This window comes from Mycobacteroides sp. CBMA 271, from assembly GCF_009729205.1.
Classification (GTDB): Bacteria; Actinomycetota; Actinomycetes; order Mycobacteriales; family Mycobacteriaceae; genus Mycobacterium.
In genome coordinates this window covers 322413-341864 of sequence record NZ_VTHB01000008.1, presented here as the reverse complement: position 1 = coordinate 341864, position 19452 = coordinate 322413, and the positions used below count along the sequence as shown (strand labels likewise).

21 protein-coding genes and 1 pseudogene are annotated in these 19452 nt (G+C 64.1%); 18 read left to right on the top strand and 4 right to left on the bottom strand.

The features are described from left to right. Positions 1-72 precede the first annotated feature (72 nt). Positions 73-894, top strand: a complete 822-nt coding sequence (locus FZI91_RS21670) for a hypothetical protein (RefSeq protein ID WP_155941130.1) — start codon at positions 73-75, stop codon at positions 892-894. Between the two features lie 21 nt (positions 895-915). Beyond that, positions 916-1560, top strand: a complete 645-nt coding sequence (locus FZI91_RS21665; RefSeq protein ID WP_155941129.1) for a hypothetical protein — start codon at positions 916-918, stop codon at positions 1558-1560. 17 nt (positions 1561-1577) lie between these two features. Here the strand turns inward: FZI91_RS21665 and FZI91_RS21660 are convergent, their stop codons facing one another. Further along, positions 1578-2180: a nitroreductase family protein gene (locus FZI91_RS21660; RefSeq protein ID WP_155941128.1), complete on the bottom strand. Its 603-nt coding sequence runs from the start codon at positions 2178-2180 to the stop codon at positions 1578-1580. A gap of 84 nt (positions 2181-2264) precedes the next feature. On the opposite strand from FZI91_RS21660, the gene FZI91_RS21655 reads away from it, so the two are divergent. The 6 genes from FZI91_RS21655 to FZI91_RS21630 all read left to right on the top strand — a co-directional run bounded on the left by FZI91_RS21655 (position 2265) and on the right by FZI91_RS21630 (position 7893). Next, positions 2265-3530 carry an aspartate kinase gene (locus FZI91_RS21655; protein WP_162526652.1) on the top strand — a complete coding sequence of 422 codons (1266 nt, stop codon included), beginning with the start codon at positions 2265-2267 and terminating at the stop codon, positions 3528-3530. Next, positions 3527-4564: an aspartate-semialdehyde dehydrogenase gene (locus FZI91_RS21650; protein ID WP_155941126.1), complete on the top strand. Its 1038-nt coding sequence runs from the start codon at positions 3527-3529 to the stop codon at positions 4562-4564. The genes FZI91_RS21655 and FZI91_RS21650 overlap by 4 nt, the downstream gene beginning before the upstream one ends. Before the next feature lie 62 nt (positions 4565-4626). Then, a complete protein-coding gene (locus FZI91_RS21645; RefSeq protein ID WP_155941125.1) occupies positions 4627-4998 on the top strand; it encodes a hypothetical protein in 372 nt (123 codons plus the stop codon). Positions 4999-5133: 135 nt separating this feature from the next. After that, entirely contained in the window at positions 5134-6234 is a 1101-nt protein-coding gene (locus tag FZI91_RS21640) for a DUF4185 domain-containing protein (protein ID WP_155941217.1), read from the top strand. Positions 6235-6297: 63 nt separating this feature from the next. Continuing rightward, entirely contained in the window at positions 6298-6798 is a 501-nt protein-coding gene (locus FZI91_RS21635) for a hypothetical protein (RefSeq protein WP_155941124.1), read from the top strand. A gap of 27 nt (positions 6799-6825) precedes the next feature. Beyond that, on the top strand, positions 6826-7893 hold the full coding sequence (locus FZI91_RS21630; RefSeq protein ID WP_309224200.1) for a tetratricopeptide repeat protein: 1068 nt from the start codon (positions 6826-6828) through the stop codon (positions 7891-7893). On the opposite strand, the gene FZI91_RS21625 is transcribed toward FZI91_RS21630, so the two are convergent. After that, positions 7890-8717, bottom strand: a complete 828-nt coding sequence (locus FZI91_RS21625) for an alpha/beta fold hydrolase (protein ID WP_155941123.1) — start codon at positions 8715-8717, stop codon at positions 7890-7892. The two genes, FZI91_RS21630 and FZI91_RS21625, sit on opposite strands and share 4 nt — an antisense overlap. A 105-nt stretch (positions 8718-8822) precedes the next feature. Between FZI91_RS21625 and FZI91_RS21620 the strand changes: the two genes are divergently transcribed. The 7 genes and pseudogenes from FZI91_RS21620 to FZI91_RS21590 form a co-directional block, all read left to right on the top strand. Further along, a complete protein-coding gene (locus FZI91_RS21620; RefSeq protein WP_155941122.1) occupies positions 8823-10034 on the top strand; it encodes an ATP-binding protein in 1212 nt (403 codons plus the stop codon). Beyond that, on the top strand, positions 10031-11608 hold the full coding sequence (locus FZI91_RS21615) for a tetratricopeptide repeat protein (RefSeq protein ID WP_155941121.1): 1578 nt from the start codon (positions 10031-10033) through the stop codon (positions 11606-11608). The genes FZI91_RS21620 and FZI91_RS21615 overlap by 4 nt, the downstream gene beginning before the upstream one ends. Positions 11609-11678: 70 nt before the next feature. Next, positions 11679-12029, top strand: coding sequence for a DMT family protein (locus FZI91_RS21610; RefSeq protein ID WP_155941120.1), 351 nt, complete (start codon positions 11679-11681; stop codon positions 12027-12029). Positions 12030-12067: 38 nt separating this feature from the next. Next, a complete protein-coding gene (locus tag FZI91_RS21605) occupies positions 12068-12496 on the top strand; it encodes an organic hydroperoxide resistance protein (protein WP_155941119.1) in 429 nt (142 codons plus the stop codon). Next, positions 12496-13110 (top strand): sensor domain-containing protein, encoded by a 615-nt coding sequence (locus FZI91_RS21600; RefSeq protein WP_155941118.1) that lies wholly within the window; start codon positions 12496-12498, stop codon positions 13108-13110. Before FZI91_RS21605 ends, FZI91_RS21600 begins: the two co-directional genes overlap by 1 nt. Before the next feature lie 8 nt (positions 13111-13118). Further along, entirely contained in the window at positions 13119-13760 is a 642-nt protein-coding gene (locus FZI91_RS21595) for a sensor domain-containing protein (protein ID WP_375234395.1), read from the top strand. A gap of 11 nt (positions 13761-13771) precedes the next feature. Next, positions 13772-14044, top strand: a pseudogene (locus tag FZI91_RS21590) (DUF6199 family natural product biosynthesis protein); the annotation flags it as partial. 471 nt (positions 14045-14515) lie between these two features. On the opposite strand, the gene FZI91_RS21585 reads toward FZI91_RS21590, so the two are convergent. Continuing rightward, complete coding sequence (locus FZI91_RS21585; RefSeq protein WP_155941117.1) at positions 14516-15646, bottom strand: nitronate monooxygenase; 1131 nt, start codon at positions 15644-15646, stop codon at positions 14516-14518. 148 nt (positions 15647-15794) lie between these two features. On the opposite strand from FZI91_RS21585, the gene FZI91_RS21580 reads away from it, so the two are divergent. Next, positions 15795-17120 carry an ammonium transporter gene (locus tag FZI91_RS21580; protein ID WP_155941116.1) on the top strand — a complete coding sequence of 442 codons (1326 nt, stop codon included), beginning with the start codon at positions 15795-15797 and terminating at the stop codon, positions 17118-17120. On the opposite strand, the gene FZI91_RS21575 is transcribed toward FZI91_RS21580, so the two are convergent. Next, positions 17104-17718 (bottom strand): isoprenylcysteine carboxylmethyltransferase family protein, encoded by a 615-nt coding sequence (locus tag FZI91_RS21575; RefSeq protein WP_155941115.1) that lies wholly within the window; start codon positions 17716-17718, stop codon positions 17104-17106. The two genes, FZI91_RS21580 and FZI91_RS21575, sit on opposite strands and share 17 nt — an antisense overlap. Before the next feature lie 83 nt (positions 17719-17801). Between FZI91_RS21575 and FZI91_RS21570 the strand changes: the two genes are divergently transcribed. Both FZI91_RS21570 and FZI91_RS21565 read left to right on the top strand, forming a co-directional pair. Next, complete coding sequence (locus FZI91_RS21570; RefSeq protein WP_162526651.1) at positions 17802-18746, top strand: carbohydrate kinase; 945 nt, start codon at positions 17802-17804, stop codon at positions 18744-18746. Positions 18747-18773: 27 nt separating this feature from the next. Then, positions 18774-19451, top strand: coding sequence for a sensor domain-containing protein (locus tag FZI91_RS21565; protein WP_155941113.1), 678 nt, complete (start codon positions 18774-18776; stop codon positions 19449-19451). Position 19452: the final 1 nt, after the last annotated feature.

Genomic DNA, 19452 nt, shown 5'->3' with positions numbered 1-19452 from the left:
ACATCCTCCGAAATCCAAGTGCGTTGGCGGATACTTATTGCGTCGGCGCGACAGAACGGCGGGGATCGTGGAATGGGCACTGAGCGCGTACAGGCATACGTGCAATCCGCCCGTGATCTATACGGGCGGATTGGCGCGGGGGAATGGTCCGTAGGCATGCTGCTGCCTTCGGCGGCGGCCCTTCGAGACGAGTACGCATGGGCGAACGCAGGTAGTCGTCTGTCCGGGACGGACATTCGGTTGGCATTGGCGCAGCTTCAGGTTCAGGGCCTGATCAGTGCTGTAGATAGCCCGGATATTCGTGTTCGCCGAGTTCCGGGCCCCAGTGAGGAGGCGCCGGAAGCGCCGCTGTTCTATAGCAGGCAACTCGCCGCGATACACCTCGTGGAGCCGATCGCGTTGCCCATATTCCATTCGGCAGCCCCGGATTTGGGGCGAATCCCGGCGACGTATCTATCGCCCGATTATGTCACCTTCTGCGAGGCTGATACTGCATTGCTGCTGGGTGCCGCGGAAGACGCGGCCGAGGACGACGGCAAACATTGGCAACTGGTTGCGGGCCGATATGCGTCCATGGCCGACGTCGCCGAAGGCCGTTTTGACGACCTCCGGTTGGGTGACTACCCGTTGAAGTTGTTGCGTTCCACCGATAATCAGGACTACACCGACGTGCTATTCAATGACCTTGACGTCTTACATGCCGAAGCTTCCAGCGTTCGCGTTGACAGCGGGTGGGCTACGTTCGACGTGCGGATTTTACGGATTATGTGGGCGCCGAAACTCACTTCGATTCAGGCCGAGACATTCGTGCGGGAGCCCTCCCGGTACGTGTCCCTTCGGGAACGTCGCCTCATTCTGCCGGCGACCGCCGTTCGGGCGATTGTGTACGTATAACTGATGAGCCGAGGGGCATGGGTGAATCTAGTAACCGGATGGTGGCGCGCGGTGCGCAGTAACGGTTGGCACCTGTATGGCGTCGGTCTGCTGCTAACGCTTCTGCTGGTCTTCGTTGGAACTCAGATTGCTGTTTGGGTCGGACAAGACGTTAATTGGTACACGGGGTTTGGCTCATGGCTTGGAGCCATCGCCAGCGTCTTCGCCGCCGTCGTCGCCTTGGGGATCGCCACGTCGGATCGGCGCCGTGCAGATCGACAACGGACAATCGACTCGGATGAGCGGAATGAGGCGCTTCGCCGGCAGGCGAGTTTGGTGCGTGCAACGGCAACTCACGGAGACTTGATCAAAGTATGCAACTGGCGGAGCTCACGAATTTTCAACATCGAGATCACGAATGTTGATATCGGCGGCAGCAATCGGCTCAAGACAATTGGCAGCATACGAGTCCGAATGAACGACGGTAGCGACCAGATCTCGTGGTGGCGCACTCCGCTGGAGACATTGGTGCTGAAGCCCAATCAGGAAGCGTGGATAGCGGTTGAGCTTGCCGAGCGATACCGGCTAGATACGGCAGACAAGGTTGCCGTGCGGTACAACGACGAAGCCGGTCGTTCTTGGGAGATCGACTCCCGTGGACGGTGCCACGCAATTCATTTGAAGTGAACCGTTCGGGGAAATCGCTACCCCGTATACGAATTCCCCCAGCGTTCGGTGAACGCGATATCGCTCAACGTGGGCCGCTGCCGGGGCGCGTGATCGCGTTCGACGGTCGACTCCTCGGCTCCTTCGTAGCTGTCCAGGACGGGCCCGATCGCGACAACGGCGATGGGCCGCACGTTCTCGGGGATGCCGAACACATCGATCGCGTCGTCGGCTCGGAAGCCGGCCATCGGATGGGTGTGCAGACCGCGGGATCGCGCCTCGACGCCCAGTTGGGCGATCGCTAGCCCGGCATCCACGGCCGCGTAGACCGCGGTGTTGTCGTCATCACCCAGATCGGTACCCACCAGGACGAGGGTCGCCGCAACTTTTGCGTAAGAGTTTCCCCGGTTCAGGACATCGGCCAGGGCCGCATGAGTGGCGTCACCGCGGAGACCCACGAGGTATCTGACGGGGAAGCGTTTACCCCAACTGGCTGCCCAACGACCCGCTTCGAGCAGCGCAGTCAGGGTTTCGGGGGTGAGGTCCGCGTCCGGATCGAAGTTCCGCGGACTCCACCGCGAGGCGATCAGCGGCTGGATCGGAACCGAGGTCTCTGCCATGCGTTCGGTGGGGTTGCCCATGTGGGCCAGGTTATCGAGTTGTCCTAACCCCTTATCCTGATGTCTGAGTCTGACCGAATTGGCCGAACAGCAGGAAGGTATGCCGTGGCGCTCGTCGTCCAAAAGTACGGCGGATCGTCGGTCGCAACGGCCGAGCGCATCCGCAGGGTCGCCGAACGCATCGTCGAGACGAAAAAGAATGGCAACGACGTTGTCGTTGTCGTCTCGGCTATGGGTGACACCACCGACGAGCTGCTTGACCTGGCCCAACAGGTCTGTCCGGCACCTCCGCCCCGCGAGCTCGACATGCTGCTGACCGCCGGTGAGCGCATGTCGAACGCCCTGGTTGCGATGGCGATCCATTCCTTGGGTGCGTCTGCGCGGTCCTTCACCGGCTCGCAGGCCGGAGTGATCACCACTGGCAAGCACGGCAGCGCCAAGATCATCGACGTCACCCCCGGTCGGCTGCGCGCCGCCCTTGATGAGGGTCAAGTGGTGTTGGTCGCAGGCTTCCAAGGGGTGAGCCAGGACAGCAAGGACGTGACCACGCTGGGACGTGGTGGATCCGATACCACCGCCGTCGCGCTGGCCGCCGCCCTGAAGGCCGATGTCTGCGAGATCTACACCGACGTGGACGGAGTGTTCACCGCCGATCCACGGATCGTGCCTAACGCGGCCCGACTGGACAAGGTCAGTTTTGAAGAAATGTTGGAGATGGCTGCGGCGGGAGCAAAGGTGCTCATGCTGCGCTGCGTGGAATACGCCCGGCGATACAACGTTCCCGTTCACGTGCGCTCGTCGTACACCGATAAGCCGGGCACGATCGTCAGCGGATCAATGGAGGACATTCCTGTGGAAGAAGCAATTCTCACCGGTGTCGCACACGATCGTGGCGAGGCCAAGGTCACGGTTGTCGGCATCCCCGACGTACCGGGATACGCCGCCAAGGTGTTCCGCGCGGTCGCCGACGCCGAGATCAACATCGACATGGTGCTGCAGAACATCTCCAAGGTGGAGGACGGCAAGACCGACATCACCTTCACCTGCCCTAAGGAGAACGGCCCCACCGCGGTCGAGAAGCTGGACTCGCTGAAGAACGAGATCGGGTTCTCGCAGGTCCTCTACGACGATCACATCGGCAAGGTATCCCTGGTGGGCGCGGGCATGCGCAGCCATCCGGGCGTCACCGCCTCCTTCTGTGAGGCACTGGCCAAGGCCGGCGTCAACATCGAACTCATCTCGACCTCCGAGATCCGGATCTCGGTGCTGGTCAAGGACGACGAGCTGGATGCCGCCGTGCAGGCCATCCATGGCGCCTTCGATCTCGGCGGCGACGAGGAAGCCACCGTGTACGGGGGCACCGGACGATGACTTCGCTAGCGGTCGTCGGAGCCACCGGCCAGGTCGGCGCCGTCATGCGAAAGCTGTTGGAAGAGCGCGATTTCCCGGCCTCTTCGGTGAGGTTCTTCGCCTCGGCGCGCTCCGAGGGCAAGAAGCTGACCTACCGCGGCCAGGAGATCGAGGTCGAGAACACCGAGACCGCCGATCCGTCCGGGCTCGACATCGCCCTCTTCTCGGCCGGGGCCACCATGTCCCGGGTGCAGGCTCCGCGTTTCGCCGCGGCCGGCGTGACCGTCATCGACAACTCCTCGGCCTGGCGCAAGGATCCGGACGTGCCGCTGGTGGTCTCGGAGGTGAACTTTGATAGGGACGTCCGCGATGCTGTCTTGACGAAGGGCATTATCGCCAACCCGAATTGCACCACCATGGCCGCGATGCCGGTGCTCAAGGTGCTTCACGACGAGGCCGGGCTGCAGCGACTGATTGTGTCGACGTATCAGGCGGTGTCGGGTAGTGGACTGGCCGGCGTCGAGGAGCTGGCAACCCAGGTGCGTGCCGGTATCGACGGGGCTGAGCAGTTGGTGCACGACGGCTCTGCCGTCACCTTCCCGGATCCGGTGAAGTACGTTGCGCCCATTGCTTTTAACGTGATCCCGCTGGCCGGCGCCTTGGTTGAAGATGGCTCCGGTGAGACCGACGAGGATCAGAAGCTACGCAATGAGAGCCGCAAGATTCTGGGTATCCCAGAGCTTTTGGTGAGCGGGACGTGCGTGCGCGTGCCGGTGTTCACCGGTCACTCGCTGTCGATCAACGCCGAATTCGAGCGTGAGCTCACCGCGGCGCGCGCCACGGAACTGCTTGCCGGCGCTCCCGGGGTGGCCTTGGTCGATGTGCCGACGCCGTTGGCCGCCGCCGGCGCCAATGACTCGTTGGTGGGCCGGATCCGTCAGGACCCCGGGGCTCCGGGCAATCGTGGTCTGGCGCTGTTTATTTCCGGAGATAACCTTCGGAAGGGTGCGGCGCTCAACACCATTCAGATCGCCGAACTGCTCGTCTCGAGCTAACTCACAGGAACTTCACGGGTTTTCCGTGGGCAATGGTAAGTCGGTTCGGCCATGCTCGGGGTATGACAACTCCAGACAAACCGGATACCCCGACCCAACCGGTGCCGGCACCCGCGCCTGCGCCGCGTTCGGCGAGTAACACCCTGCTGGTCAAGATCGCCGCAGTCGTCGGCATCGTGGCGGGCGCTTTCGTGATCCTGGGCGTGACCTTCGGTCTTGGCGTCCTGGCCGGTTCGCAGTGTGGAGGTCACGGCGGACATCATCACGATCGCGGTCGCACGATGATGTTCGAACGCGGCGGCATGCCGCCTGGTCCCGGTGTGATCATTCAGCGCGGGCCGGAGATCGGGCCGCCGGACGGCGGGCCACGGCAGGAACGCAGGCCCGAGGTGACTGTGCCGTTGCCGCCCAACGTGACAGTGCCCCGGCCCTGAGCTGAGTCATAGCGATCCGCGCGTCACGGCGTCACTGACTACCCTGACGGGGGACGGTTGGTGACGCTGTGGCTGCATTGCGGCCGGAATAGGAGATGAGGCGTGCGGCGTGTCGCGGCCAGGGTGACTGCGATCATGCTGGTAATCCTTGAATTAGCTTGTGCTCCAGCCGCATTGGCTGATCCGCTCCGACCTGATCCGCCGGCCCTGGATCCCGGCGAGGTGGTGCGCATCGGCCCCGTCGCGGGCACAGGCACTGCGACCTCCGAATACAACCTGGGTGCGACGGACCTGTGCGAGTTCATGGTCTTCACCGGCGGCATGCTGCAGATCTGCGGTGACAGCTTCGCCGGACAGGGGGTGGGATACGGCGGCTGGCACTCCCCGGTGGCGTTACGCGTCGACACCGAAACCGTTCAGGACTCTTCCGGGGTGCGTCACACCGGGGTCCTGGGTACCGACCGTCCGCTGCTGGCGGATCCGGCGCCGCCCGGATACTCGCAGCTGCCGTCCGGTGTGGTCGACATCAACGGGACAAACTGGCTGCTGGTAGCCGTCACCAAGAATTTGATTCCCCAGTCGACGCGGCTGGTGAAACCCGACCCGTTCCGCGCGGGATGGCCCACCGTGCCCGGTTCGGTGCGCCCGGGTGACCAGGACGGCGGACAGCAGACGCAGATCAGCGGCTACTACGACCCGCTCTGGACGCCCGAATCGCCGAAGGGCTGGGTGTATATCGTCAGCGACGCATTCGATCGTTCTCGGCCTGCGGTGCTGTACCGGGCCAAGCCGGATACCTTCACCGACCGCGCGAGCTGGCAGGGATGGGGGGTAGACGCGCAGGGCAAGGGGACCTGGGGCCGACCTCCGACGCCGTTGTTCACCGACCACCTCGGCGAGATGAGCATGAAGCTGGTCGACGGCCAGGCGGTGCTGTCCTACTTCAATCAGACCACGGGCAACGTCGAGGTGCGGATGGCCGACCATCCCACCCGGCTCGGCGCGGTTCCTGCAACCACGGTGGTGACCGCCGGGGCGTGGCCCGAAGTCGCCGACGAATTGCCCGAACCCGGGGACAACACGTTGGCGCAACCGTACGGCGGGTACATCGGACCGGACTCGAGAATCAACCGGCTAAGTATCTACGTCAGTCAGTGGAATACCGACTCGCGTGATCGTGCGCCGTACCGGGTGATCGAATTCGCGGTGAATCCGTTGCGTGCCGGTGTGGGTTAACTAACACTCGGCTGTTACCAGAGTTGTCGACGTGGGCGAGGCGGCTGGTTAGGATAGCCAACAATGATTGCTAGTGGAACCCTTATCGATATTGCCGCCGAGGAATGGATGGCCGGTGGTAAGGGTGCGCGTACCTTAGGTGCGGTGGATGCTGACGAGCTGGCGACTCGCGCCAGCGAGGCGTTAGCGTCCGGAGACGATAGTGAGGCGCTTCGTCTCGCAAACGATGCGCTGGAGTTGGAGCACAAGAATTCGCTGTCCTGGCGAATTGTGTCCTACTGCCTCGGCAGCATGGGGCGGCACTTCGATGCGATCGATTGCGCGCTGTCCGCGGTGCGATACGGCAGCCGTGACGCGATCAACCACTACACCCACGCCTGGGCCCTCCATGGAGCGGAGAAGCCCAACGAGGCGCTGGCTGCCATCGGTGAGGCACTCGACATCGACCCGGACCTGCCCGACGCGCTGTCCATGCGCGCTATCCTTCGCCGCGAGCTCGGCGATCTTGACGGGGCCATCGCGGACATGCGCAAGGCAAAGGACCTCAACGGTCGTACCCACTGAGCGTGAACCATCGCTGGGGAGGGTCTTGTGGTCGACGAAGCCGTCCTTGCCGGCGATACGCCGCTGTCCCGCGCGCTGCTGATCGAGGAGCTGATCGGGGTACGCAAGTACGATGCCGCTCGTACGAATCTTGCTGCAGCTCTGACGAGATGGCCCGACAGCCCGGAGCTGTTGGCCACCGGCGCGTATCTGGATCTGCAGGTCGAGCACTATCCCGGAGCGCGGTGGTACGCGGAGAACGCGCTGCGGCTCGATCCGGGGAACAGTCAGGCGCAGCGGGTTCGCATTCTGGTGCTGGTGCGCAGCTGGAACAAGACGCCGGCCATCGATGCCGCCCGGCATCTGGTGCAGATGCACCCATATCGGGCGTCGAGCCACTACATGCTGGCGTTGGTGCTCTACGCCGCGCATCGCAAGAATGCAGCGCTGGCCGCCATCGACGAGGCGCTGCGCATCGCCCCCGAGGACTCTTCCTACTTGAATCTGCGCGGCCAGATCGTCGGAATGCGGCGTTGGAAAGGTAAGGCGCTCAAAGATTTCCGATCGGCGCTGCGGGCCAACCCCGACAACGCCTATGCGATGGAGAATGTCGGTAAGGCACAGTCGAGACGGTGGCGGCTGTCGAGTGCGCTGCGTGCCTACCTGGACCTGGGTGCCATGGACATCCGGCGAGCCGAGGATGTGCGCGCCGGGGTGTCCGAGGTGTTCAACCGCGCCGTCACCGCGATGAACCCCGTGAACTTCCTGGCGCTGGTGGTGCTCGGTGCCTCCGCGGCGGTCGCCGGCCGGTATGGCAATCACCAGCTGCCCATTCCCGCGCGGGCGATCGGGGCGCTGCTGGCGGTCGCGGTGATCACGTTGCCGGTGTGGCTGGTGCTCACCGTCCCGCGCCGCTCCGAAAGGGCGCTGTGGGCCGCGTTGCGGCGCTCGAAACTGATCAGTTTCTGCGTGGCGCTCTGTATGGCCTGCGCGGTGGGTCTGATCATCGTCGCGATCATCGGATCTGCTGCCGTGGCGGAGAACTTCCTGGGGTTGGTCGCGCTGCCGGTGATGATCGTCTTCGTGCTCCGCCTCGTCGCGGACTTCGTGGGCTAGTCGGGGTGCTTCTTCAGGAACTCGTCGATCAGAACATTGACTTCTTCGGGGCGTTCGAGAGCGGCCAGATGGCCGGTGTTGTCCATGAGCACAAACTCCGCCCCCGGAATGGCGTCGGCCATGAGCCGTGTCTCGGCGGCGGGGAAGGTGGGGTCCTCCTGGCCGGCGATGATCAGCATCGGGGTGGTAATGCGCTCGAACAGCTCGCGTTGATCCGGGCGCGCGGGAACCACGCTGTTGACCGCCCAATAGACCGAATCGACATTGAGCCGGCCGATGGACTGGCGGATGGTCTGCTCCACGTGGGGGCGCTCGCGCAAGATGGTGGGCCCCACGAAGGCCTTCACCGCGCGGGTGGTGAATGGCTCGCGGAAGCGGCCGAGGATCCTGACAATCTCAGTGAGCAGCCGGAATTCGACCATCTGCCGCACGCTGGCACGCGAAGCCGTCGCATTCATCAGCACCGAAGCTCGGGTCCGCTGTGGATACAGCGCGGCGAACGTTCCCCCGATCATTCCGCCCCAGGAATTGCCGACGATGTGGGCGCGCTCGATGCTGAGGCCGTCGAGGATCTGCTCGATGCTGTGCGCGCAGTCCTCGAAGCTGAACAATCGGCTGAGCGTCTGGCTGTCGCCGTGGCCGGGCGGGTCGACGAGGATCACGGTGTACCGAGAGGCGAAGTATCGTGCCTGCTCGGCCCACATAGAACTCGTCATCAGCAGGCTGGGCCAGAAGAGGATCGCGGGCCCCTCGCCGCCTATCCGCACATGCAGTCCACCCAGACAGCTTTGGATGTACTGGTCTCGAAGTGCGGCGCCGCCCATGCGCAGCAGGCTAGCGGCTGGTGGCGCGAAGATGCGCCGAATCGCAGTCGCGGGTACTAAATGGACTCGGATAGCATTCGCCACAACTCGTTAGGGGAGGGCGTCATGGGTGAGGACGCGGTGCTGGTCGAGATGCTGGCGGCGGTCGATGCGAATCCGGAAGTGGTGCCGCTGCGGTTGCGCGTCATCGAGCTGTTGATCGAGCGACGAAAATTCGCAGAGGCACTCAGTCATTGCACGACCGTGCTGCAACAGTCGCCCGGCGACACCAAGGCTCTCGAATACCTGGCACTGTGCTCGGCGGGTCTCAACGCGCCCGCCCATCCGGCGACGGAGAAGCCTCGTTTCGACTGGACGGCCGCCGAGGAGCAAGTTGCCGACATCATTCGGCCGGCATTCGTTGAGGAAGAGCCGGAACCGCTGGGTGCCGAGGACGTAGGCGTCCTTGAGAAGTCCGCCGTGAAACTGTCGGATGTCGGCGGGATGGCCCAGGTGAAGCGACAGCTGGATCTCTCGCTGTTCGGTCCGCTGCGGAATCCAGATCTGGTGAAAGCGTACGGAATCTCGGCGCGTGGTGGTCTGCTGCTGTACGGGCCGCCGGGATGCGGCAAGTCATTCCTGGCCCGCGCGGTGGCCGGTGAACTGGGCGCGAACTTCTACCCGATCGGGATCTCCGACGTGATGAACCCGATGTTCGGCGAGAGCGAGCGTCAGCTACACGACATCTTCGAGACTGCGCGCCGGAACGCCCCGTGCGTGCTGTTCTTCGATGAGCTCGATGCACTCGGTCATCGCCGGTCCCAGCTCTCCGGTGGTTCGGGCCTGCGTCCACTGGTGAATCAGCTGCTGGCAGATCTGGATCCGGCCACTGCGGACAACAATGGCGTCTACGTGCTTGGTGCGACCAACCATCCCTGGGACATAGATGCGGCCCTGCGCCGTCCCGGCAGGTTCGACCGGATGATCCTGGTGGGCCTGCCCGACGAGGAGGCTCGTGTCGAGATCGTCCGGTTCCATCTGAAGGATCGCCCGCTGGAGGGCATCAACCTCAAGACCATCGCCCGGCGAACCGACGGGCGATCGGGTGCGGATCTGGCTCATATCTGCGATAGCGCAACGCAGTTGGCGCTGGCCGACTCGATCTCATCGGGCCAGGTGCGGCCGGTGACCATGGCAGACATGGACTACGCCATGGGTCAGGTGGGCCCCAGCACCGGAAGTTGGTTTGATACCGCACGCAATGTCGTCGAGTTTGCGAACAGCGACGGCACCTACGACGAGTTGGCGAAGTACCTGCGGCGCAAACGATCTCGATGACATTGGAGCGCGACTCGGCCAGCGTCTTGGCAACCGTGCAGGCGTACCTCGACACAGACAGGCCTGAGCGGGCCCGCGAACTGCTGCGCGGGCTGTTGGTGAGCGAACCCGAGAACACCGAAGCGCTCTGGATGTTGGCCCTTGCCGAGTCCTCGTTGAAAAACTACGTGGCCTCGGAACGATGCCTTGATGCTTTTCTCGCCGTCAAACCGGACGCACCGGAGGGATGGAGGTTACGTGCCGCCAACATGATCGAGCTGTCGCATGTCGATCGTGCACTCTCCGCGGCGCGGCGGGCGGTGGAACTCTCGCCGCACTGGGCGACCGCGTACTCGACGCTCTCCGATGCACTATCGAAGAACGGGCAGGAGGGTGAGGCACTCGCGGCCGCCCGGAAAGCTCTGGAACTAGAACCGGACAGTAGCTACAGGTTCGGCGTTGTCGGCGATCGCCTGCCTTCAAAGCAGCGCGCGTTCTACTACCGCAAGGCGCTGAAGGCCGGGCCGGACAGTGCCATCGCGCATTGGGATATGGCGTGGCACCTGTCGCCACCCTTTGCGCCCATGGGTTTCGAAGGCATGCGGCACGCGATGCGCGCGGTCCAGCTCGACAAGTCATACGCGCCGAATGCGTGGAGGCTGATCTCCGAATTCGTGTCACGCGAGTTCTTCTATCAACGGCTCGAAACATTGGCCTTGCTCGTATGCCTGCAGGGATCGTTCCCGGCGCCAGGACACGTCAGTGCACGGCTGGCGGCATTCGTGATCATGGCGTTGATGGGTTGCCGTGTTGGCGTTTTCGTGTTTATCGCGCGCCGGCATAAGGCATTGCCGATAGTTGTTTCGCTGCTCCGACGGCGGCTGTTGCTCGGCAGCCAAGCCGCCTTTCTCCTCGTCGTGACCGTCTCGACGGCAGTGGCCCTGGTGTGGAATCAGGCCCGCCTCGGCGGCTGGTGCGAGACAGCGATCCTTGTCGGTTTCATCGGATTCGGGGCCGCGTCGTTCGCGAGCCGGTGGGGCGGATCGGCCGGCTTCACCCAAAGTGACGGGAAGAACGTCGTCTGGGACAACGGATTCTGGGCGGGCATGTTTCTGCCGCTGCGAATCCGCCGGGGTCTGGCCGCGGAGATCGCCGCGGCGGAGCATTCTGCGCTGCTTGATCGGCGACTGCGGAACAATGTCGCGGCGGTACTTCGCCGAACCTCCACCATCGCCCGGTTGCCAATTCTGCTCTTCATGCTCTTCTCCGCTAACGCGATTGACAGCCTGCCGAGCATGGGACCCTGGCAGATCGCCGGGCTGGCCGCGGTATCCGCTGGCGCGGCCTGGGTGATTGCGTGGCCCCTGATCGCATTGCCACGGGGCGCGCTGCCCATTGCCAGATCCGTCGTGACGAAGAACGGTCGGTACCTGTTCCATGCGGTCGTGATCGCGGCGTTGTTCGTGGCGTCGCTGGTTCGGCTGGGTGGGCTGGGGCACTATGGCTGGCCTGGTGCGGGCATGTTCGTCTTGTGGGTCGTCTTGCTGTTGAGGCCGATTCCCGAGGAACTCACCGACGGTACCGAGCACGGCTAGCCCGTCGAGGAAGCGCGAGTTGACGACGCGGCGCAGGGCGACGCGGACTCGTAGGCGTCAGACTGGTGGCATGCTCGCGGCCCGACTTCTTCCCCCGTTGCTCTTGGTGGTCTCCAACGTCTTCATGACGTTCGCGTGGTACGGGCACCTGAAGTTCAAGGACCACCCGCTGTGGCTGGTCGTGCTCGTCAGCTGGTTCATTGCGTTCTTTGAGTACTGCCTGGCGGTGCCGGCGAACCGACTCGGCAGCCAGGTGTATTCGGGCGCCGAGCTCAAGGCGATGCAAGAGGTCATCACCCTGACGGTGTTTATGGGGTTCGCGGTCTGGTACCTGGGTGAGAAGCTGACCGTCAACCATCTCGTCGGGTTCACGCTGATCGCCGTGGGGGCCTATTTCGTGTTCAACGGCCCTTTCCGGTAACGGGTCTTCGGCGCGAGTGCCTTCCGTATGCTCGGTCTATGTCGAATGAAGCCCTTTACACAGCAGAAGCGACGTCGACCGGGGGAGGCCGCGATGGGCATGTCCGTTCCTCAGACGGCCGCATCGATCTGGACACTCGAATCCCAAAGTCGATGGGTGGCAACGGAGAAGGCACCAATCCCGAGCAGTTGTTCGCGGCCGGATATTCGGCGTGCTTCCTGAGCGCGCTTAATCTGGTGGCCCGCATGGCGAAGGTGCAGCTGGACACCGCCACCTCGATCACCGCCAACGTGAGCATCTTCAAGACGCCCGAGGGTGGCTTCGATCTATCCGCTGAGCTGGACGGATACCTGCCGGGGTTGTCGCAGGAGGTCGCCGATGACCTCCTGGAGCAGGCCCACGAGGTCTGCCCATACTCCAATGCCACCCGCGGCAACATCGCAGTGACGCTGAAGGCGCGCGTCTGATGCGGGCGCTCGCCATCGCCGCAGTGCCGGCGGTTGCCCTGGTGTTCGCGCCGTCGGCGCAGGCGATCGGTCCGGAGACCGTCCTGCTCAAGCCCGCGGCGGTGAGCAAGGTCGTCGGCACCGAACTGCCGGTGTCGCGAACGTTCGACGCGCCGACCCTCGGCTACCGGGTGAGTGATCCCGGCTGCATCAACTTCGTCGACATCGGCGCGGACGAGGTGTTCAACGGGAACGGGGAGCTGGGCGAGTACCGGGGCCAGTCGTCGCAGAAATCCGACTCGGACACAACGTATTACGTGCGGCAGGCGGTCGGGGTCTTCAAGCGCCCGCTGGCGGCAGTGGACCCGGTCGTGGCGGTGCTGTTCATGGACAACTGCTACGGGGTGCCGCTGGAGGTCACCGATGACCAGGGCGTGCACGACACGTGGACCGTCTCCAAGGGCGAGTCCGGCGGTAAGTCGGCTTCCTGGTCGATGACCAATGCAGCCGGACGCACGTGCGACGTGCAGATGCGTGCGAAGCGTGAAGTGATGTTCCAGGTGATGGCCTGCGTGCCGAGCAACGGTAAGAAGATCGCCAAGGCGCTCGCGGATGAGATGGAGGGTGTCTCGTGAGCTTCAAGGTGGCCGTCGTTTCGGCCACGTCGGTGACGGCGGTGCTCGGCATCGCGTGGGCTCCGATAGCGGGCGCGCTTCCCTCCGACCCCGGGGTGGTGAACTACGCCGTGCTGGCACGCGGCTCGGTGAGCAATATCATTGGGGCACAGCTGGGTTCGCATAGTGAGTTCACCGAACCCTTCCAGGCGTTCTCGGTGGACGTGCCGGAATGCAACAACTGGTCGGATATCGGGCTGGATGAGGTGTACGCCGATCCGGATCTGGCCTCCTTCCGTGGGGCGTCGACGCAAGATTCTGCTTCGGATGCAACACATTTGGTAAAGCAGTCGATCGGAGTGTTCGCGAACGCGGACGCTGCGGATCGTGCATTCCATCGGGTGGTCGATCGCACGCGCGGCTGCTCGGGGCAGACGGCCACCCTGATCCTGAACGACGGTCGGCGCGAGGTGTGGACATTTACGGGCCCAGCGGCGGGTGCTGCCGATGCCTCCTGGGTGAAAGAGGAGGCGGGGGTTGATCGTCGCTGCTTCAATCAGACCCGTAAGCGTGAGAATGTGTTGCTGCAGGCCAAGGTCTGCCAGCCGGGCAACGGCAGTCTCGCGGTGAACGTGCTGGCCAACACCATGCAAAACGGCTTGGGGCAGTAGGAGGTTCGTACGTGGGGGGCGTTCTTGCGCTGGTGGCGCTTATTGTTGTTCCGTTCGTGCTGTGGTCGATTTTCGGCCCCAAGAGTCAGTGGCAGGCGCTGTCGTCCTGGAAATACAGGAACCCGGAGGCCAACGAACCCAGCGAGGCCGCCTATGCGATGACGCGCATCGGCGGCGTGGTGGGGCTGGTCGCGCTCGTCGTGGTGGGGGTCAACATGGTGCAGGCGGACCGCAAGTATCAGGACCTGACCGCACCGAAAACCACTGAGCCATATGTGGTTCCCGCACCTAAGGACCTTGGGCCGGTGCCTGTTGTGGACTACTTCGTCATGGACTGGGACGGTAAGCCGTCCTTGCAGGTCACGTTCGTGTTCAGTGGAACGTACTCGCCTAACGATCCCTGCACGCTGATCATTGAGTCCTCGGGTTTAGGCACCGAGGGTGTGACCGTGAACGCGCGTGCGCGGTGGGCGCCGACGAGCCGCGCTGACGAAGCCATGGAGTGGGCCTGCAAGGGCGCTTGGGGTGGCAGTACCTCATGGCGTCGGCTCGGCGAAACACCGCCGAATGTCGTCGTCGTCACCGACGGCCCGGTGTACAACCCGAAGACGAAAGTGCTGACACCAGCCGCGCCGGGGAACCCGTTGCCTGTGCGTGAGCTGAACACTCCGACCCCGCGTTGACCCGTCGAGTGTGCGGATTACGTCGATATTGTGTTGAAAATCAACATAATCCGCACACTCGATCGTGAGCAGTTAGACCGAGGCGGCCTCGTTGAGGTCGTTCAGCGTGGTGGTTGCCTCCAGGTATTCCTGGACCCACCGCTCGATGACGGCCGACGACTTCTCGACCTTAGTGAACTGTCCGACGACCTGACCGATCGGGTTGAATGCGACATCGATGCTCTGATCCGGGTACTTGTTGGTCGCCGCGACGGCCATCCCGGAAACCATGTACTGCAACGGCATTCCGAGCGGTTCGGGGTTGCCTTCGGTCTCCCAGGCAACGGTCCAGTCGTTGCGCAGCATGCGCGCCGGCTTCCCGGTGAAGGAGCGGCTGCGCACGGTGTCGCGGCTGCCCGCCTTCGCGTAGGTGTCGCGCTGAACGTCGGTGGTGTGCGCCTCTTCGACCATCAGCCACTGCGAGCCGGTCCAGGCGCCCTGCGCGCCCAGCGCGAGCGCCGCCGCGACCTGGGCGCCGCTGCCAATACCTCCGGCGGCCAGCACCGGCACCGGGGCGACGGCCTTGACGACTTCGGGCCACAGCACGATCGAGCCGACCTCGCCGCAGTGGCCACCGGCCTCGCCGCCCTGGGCGATGATGATGTCGACCCCGGCGTCGGCATGCTTACGGGCCTGCTTGGCCGAGCCGCAGAGTGCGGCGACCTTGCGGCCGGCGTCGTGGATCCGCTGGATCATGTCGGGCGGCGGGGTCCCGAGCGCGTTGGCGATGAGCGTCATCTTGGGGTGTTTGAGCGCGATCTCGACCTGCGGGGTCGCGGTGGCCTCGGTCCAGCCCAGCAGCTGTAGCGCGTTGTCGTTGCCCTCCTCCATCGGCACACCGTGGTCAACCAGGAGCTTGCGGCCGAAGTCCAGGTGCCCCTGCGGAACCATTTTCTGGAGCATCGCGGTGAGCTCGTCGGCCGACATGTTCGCGTCCATGCCCTCGTACTTGTTGGGGATGACGATGTCGACGCCATAGGTGTGGTCGCCGATGTGTTCGTCGATCCAGTTGAGCTCGATCTCAAGCTGCTCGGGGGTGAATCCGACGGCGCCCAACACGCCGAAGCCACCGGCCTTGCTGACTGCGACGACGACGTCGCGACAGTGGGTGAACGCGAAGATCGGGAACTCGATAGCGAGGTCGTCGCAGATGGGGGTATGCATGGCCACTCCTGATCGGGCGGGTATTGGAGGGAAATGGTACTCCAGAAAACTGGAACGTGTTCTAGTTTAGATCAGGTCGTGCGCGCACGAGCGGCGGCTTCCCTACACTCACGCTGACCTAATCGCACGAGCCGGGAGTAGCTAGCGCATGTTTCCGCATATGGGAGTGCCGGACGGGGCCAATACCGCCTGGGTGTTGATGAGTGCCGCGTTGGTGCTCTTGATGACCCCGGGGTTGGCCTTCTTCTACGGCGGCATGGTGCGCGCCAAGAGTGTCCTCAACATGATGATGATGTGCTTCTCGGCCATCGCCGTGGTGTGGGTGCTCTGGGTGGCCTTCGGGTACTCGATGGCGTTCGGTACCGATGTCGGTGGCGGACTCGTGGGCGATCCGCTGCAGTTCGCGGGACTGCAGCACCTGTTCGAGGGCAATTACAAGGCGCCTTCGGTGCCGCTCTGGGGGCCGACCAACATCCCGGCGCTGGTGTTCGTGATGTTCCAGGCGGGATTCGCCATGGTGACGGTGGCCCTCATCGCGGGTGCGGTGGCCGACCGTATGCGCTTCCTGCCGTGGATAGCCTTCACGGCCCTCTGGGCGACCCTGGTGTATTTCCCGGTGGCGCACTGGGTATTCGCCGTCGAAGGCACCACCGCCGAGAAGGGTGGATGGCTGGCGAACCTCGGTGTCATTGACTTCGCTGGCGGCACCGCCGTGGAGATCAACTCCGGTGCGGCGGGTTTGGTGCTGGCCATCATTCTGGGCAAGCGGCGCGGGTGGCCGCGTGAGGCGATGCGACCGCATAACCTGCCCGCCGTCATGCTCGGCGCCGGACTGTTGTGGTTCGGTTGGTTCGGTTTCAACGCCGGATCGGCCCTGGCGGCCGACGGCACGGCGGCGATCGTCATCGCCAACACCCTGGGTGCGGGTGCGATGTCGATGACGGCCTGGCTCGTGGTGGAAAAGATCCGGCACGGCAAGCCGACCTCCTTCGGTGCCGCTTCGGGTGTTGTGGCCGGACTGGTGGCCATCACGCCCTCGTGCTCGGCGGTGACGCCGATCGGCGCGCTGGTGATCGGCGCAGCGGCCGGCGCGGTGAGCTCCCTCGCGATCGAGTTGAAATACCGTCTGGGGTATGACGATTCACTCGATGTGGTGGGGGTTCACCTGGTCGGCGGTGTGGTCGGGACGTTGATGATCGGCGTCGTCGGCAGCGCCGCAGCCCCCGCGGGCGTCAACGGGCTGCTGTACGGCGGCGGGCTGCATCAGTTCTGGCTGCAGTTGGTGGCGGTGGTGGCGGTGATGGCCTACTCGGTGACGGTGACCGGGCTTATCGGGCTGGGCCTTCGTCATTCGCTCGGCATCAGGTCGCACGCGCAGCATGAATCCGATGGCCTCGACGATGCCGAGCACGCGGAGTCGGCCTACGAGCTGGCCACCACTCGTGGCGGTGGGCTGATCAACCCCGGGCGCTGAAACGCCCGATTCCGGGAACGAAACGTCCGACCCGGGCCCCGTAGTCGCGATATGTTCGGCCGTGTGTCGCAAGCAGATAGGGCTCCTCGACCACGCGTACCTGCAGCTCGATGGAGGCGGCGAGTAGCGCCAAACCGGTGAGAGCCACGGGATTTGGTGTCATGAGTGCAGTACCTGCGGCGAATGTCAGCATCGCGGTGAAGATCGGATTACGCATCCAGTCGAAGACGCCGGTGCTCACTAGAGTCGTGGTCTCCCGGGTGTCGACGCCCACCCGCCAGGACTCGCCCATGGTCTGTTGCGCCCCGATCGTCGCGACGATTCCCAGTACCGCCAGCACGATCCCCGCGATCTGAAGCGGCCGGATATCCAGCGCCGCAAGGGGAGCGATGATCCCGGTCAGCTGCAATATGGGGGCGAGCAGGGCCATGACGATCGCGGCAGTGAAGCCCGCACCCGCGAGCCATTCACGCGAACCCGGACGCCCGTGGAATCCGCGGAACCCCGTGGACCCGGTTGCGCGCCATTGTCGGTAGGTCTTCCAGCCGAGCCCGGCGGCGATAAAGACCAGGTAGAGGACGAGTGCTGCCATGGCCATGGGCATTCCCTTCTATAAATGCATACATTCGCATAGAACAATATTTGAGTGCGAGTGTCAAGGGTGGCCGTAGCCTCGAATGCGTGCCCGACAACGACGGTCTCATCGTCTGCGGCGAGACGCTGGTCGACGTGGTCCCGGCCGCCGATGGACTGTGGCGATCGTTGCCGGGAGGCGGTCCGTACAACACCGCGATCACCGCGGCCAAGCTCGGTACGCGAACGGCGCTGCTCACGCATGTATCCCGGGACGCGTTCGGACGCCAATGCGTCGAGAACCTCATACGTGCGGGCGTCGAGGATTCGTTAGTGATGCAACACGACCTTCCGACGACGCTGGCCGTCGCCGAAGTCGATCACCTCGGGGTCGCGCGGTACCGTTTCTATTGGCAGGGAACAACCAATGATGTTGTGCCACTGTCGCTTCCTGCTCCTTCGTTTACGCCCGTGGCGATCTGGGCAGGCTCGATTGCCAGCGTGCTGTGGCCGGGGCGCGCGGCGCTTCGTGCGTGGATCGTCGAGCGCTATCCGGGCATCCCGCTCACCTTCGATGTGAACGTGCGGCCGACGCTCATCGGCGATCGGGAGGCCTATGCCGAGCGCATCGCGCCATGGCTCGCTATCGCGGAGGTTGCGCGTGCCAGCACCGAAGACCTGGAGTTCCTGTACCCGGGTGAGGCGATCGAGAGCGTGGTCGGTCGCTGGTTCGACGACTATCCAGGTATCGATATCGCCCTGGTGACCTGTGGGTCGGGAGGATCGCTGGCCTTCCGGCGCGGCGTGTTCGCGCCGCTGCGCACCCCGTCCTATGAGGTCACCGTCGTCGACACCGTCGGCGCCGGCGACACGTACACAGGTGCCTTTCTCGACGGGTTTTATCAGCGGCAGTTGGATCTTCCGGATGCGTTACGACGTGCGACGGTGGCATCGGCGTTGGCCTGTACCCGGGCGGGCGCGCGGCCGCCGACCGCGGCCGAGTTGTCCGCAGCATGGCGTGGTGCAGGAGAATCATCTGCTTTTCTTGCGTGAGCGCATCCTCGCCGATAGAAAGACTGCATGCGATTGGCAATGGGGGCCCGACTGGTGGCCATCGGGCTCGTGATGTGTGGCGCCGTGCACCCCGTCGTCGCGCATGCCGAGCCAGAGTCGATCGTGCCGCCGTCGGCGATCGACAGCCTGATGTTCACGCAGCAGGAGGCTGAACGGGTCATGGGCGTCAAGTTGCCCAAGGTGAACCGGCAGAACGCGACCTTCGGACTGGATACCGATCGGCCGGATTGCGGGAGCATCGTGCTGGCGTCCGTGGCGAGTTACGACAGCGCTCCGTATACGGCCGCGCATTCCCAAGCCATGTGGGATCACGACGGCTGGTTCACCCTGGTGGATCAAAGCGTGGCTGTCTTCAGCACGGATGACGAAGCCCGCGATTTCGCGCGCAGCGAGGCCGACCGTTGGCGCAAGTGTGAACATCAGACGGTCAAAGCTTCGGAAATCGCGATCGACGGATCGACGCTCGAGTCCACCGCCGAGATCCGCGGTGTCACGCAGGCGGGCAACGTACTCGCCGTCAGCTACGGACGAACCGACAACGCGTTCGCCTCATGTCAGCATGTGCTTCTCGGAGAACGTAATACAGCCGTCGACATCCGAACCTGCTCGACGGTGTCCAAGCCCGATGGCGAGCGCGCGTTCGAGTTGATGAAGATTGTCGCACCCCGCATCTTGGCGGCCTAGT

What these genes read in the sequence shown, in the direction of transcription:
- FZI91_RS21640 (WP_155941217.1), top strand. Translation starts at nt 5,134, where the DNA reads ATGCTGGTAATCCTTGAATTAGCTTGTGCTCCAGCCGCATTGGCTGAT.
- FZI91_RS21670 (WP_155941130.1), top strand. Translation starts at nt 73, where the DNA reads ATGGGCACTGAGCGCGTACAGGCATACGTGCAATCCGCCCGTGATCTA.
- FZI91_RS21645 (WP_155941125.1), top strand. Translation starts at nt 4,627, where the DNA reads ATGACAACTCCAGACAAACCGGATACCCCGACCCAACCGGTGCCGGCA.
- FZI91_RS21585 (WP_155941117.1), bottom strand. Translation starts at nt 15,646, where the DNA reads ATGCATACCCCCATCTGCGACGACCTCGCTATCGAGTTCCCGATCTTC.
- FZI91_RS21635 (WP_155941124.1), top strand. Translation starts at nt 6,298, where the DNA reads ATGATTGCTAGTGGAACCCTTATCGATATTGCCGCCGAGGAATGGATG.
- FZI91_RS21610 (WP_155941120.1), top strand. Translation starts at nt 11,679, where the DNA reads ATGCTCGCGGCCCGACTTCTTCCCCCGTTGCTCTTGGTGGTCTCCAAC.
- FZI91_RS21620 (WP_155941122.1), top strand. Translation starts at nt 8,823, where the DNA reads ATGGGTGAGGACGCGGTGCTGGTCGAGATGCTGGCGGCGGTCGATGCG.
- FZI91_RS21575 (WP_155941115.1), bottom strand. Translation starts at nt 17,718, where the DNA reads ATGGCCATGGCAGCACTCGTCCTCTACCTGGTCTTTATCGCCGCCGGG.
- FZI91_RS21615 (WP_155941121.1), top strand. Translation starts at nt 10,031, where the DNA reads ATGACATTGGAGCGCGACTCGGCCAGCGTCTTGGCAACCGTGCAGGCG.
- FZI91_RS21660 (WP_155941128.1), bottom strand. Translation starts at nt 2,180, where the DNA reads ATGGGCAACCCCACCGAACGCATGGCAGAGACCTCGGTTCCGATCCAG.
- FZI91_RS21650 (WP_155941126.1), top strand. Translation starts at nt 3,527, where the DNA reads ATGACTTCGCTAGCGGTCGTCGGAGCCACCGGCCAGGTCGGCGCCGTC.
- FZI91_RS21580 (WP_155941116.1), top strand. Translation starts at nt 15,795, where the DNA reads ATGTTTCCGCATATGGGAGTGCCGGACGGGGCCAATACCGCCTGGGTG.
- FZI91_RS21625 (WP_155941123.1), bottom strand. Translation starts at nt 8,717, where the DNA reads ATGGGCGGCGCCGCACTTCGAGACCAGTACATCCAAAGCTGTCTGGGT.
- FZI91_RS21605 (WP_155941119.1), top strand. Translation starts at nt 12,068, where the DNA reads ATGTCGAATGAAGCCCTTTACACAGCAGAAGCGACGTCGACCGGGGGA.
- FZI91_RS21600 (WP_155941118.1), top strand. Translation starts at nt 12,496, where the DNA reads ATGCGGGCGCTCGCCATCGCCGCAGTGCCGGCGGTTGCCCTGGTGTTC.
- FZI91_RS21565 (WP_155941113.1), top strand. Translation starts at nt 18,774, where the DNA reads ATGCGATTGGCAATGGGGGCCCGACTGGTGGCCATCGGGCTCGTGATG.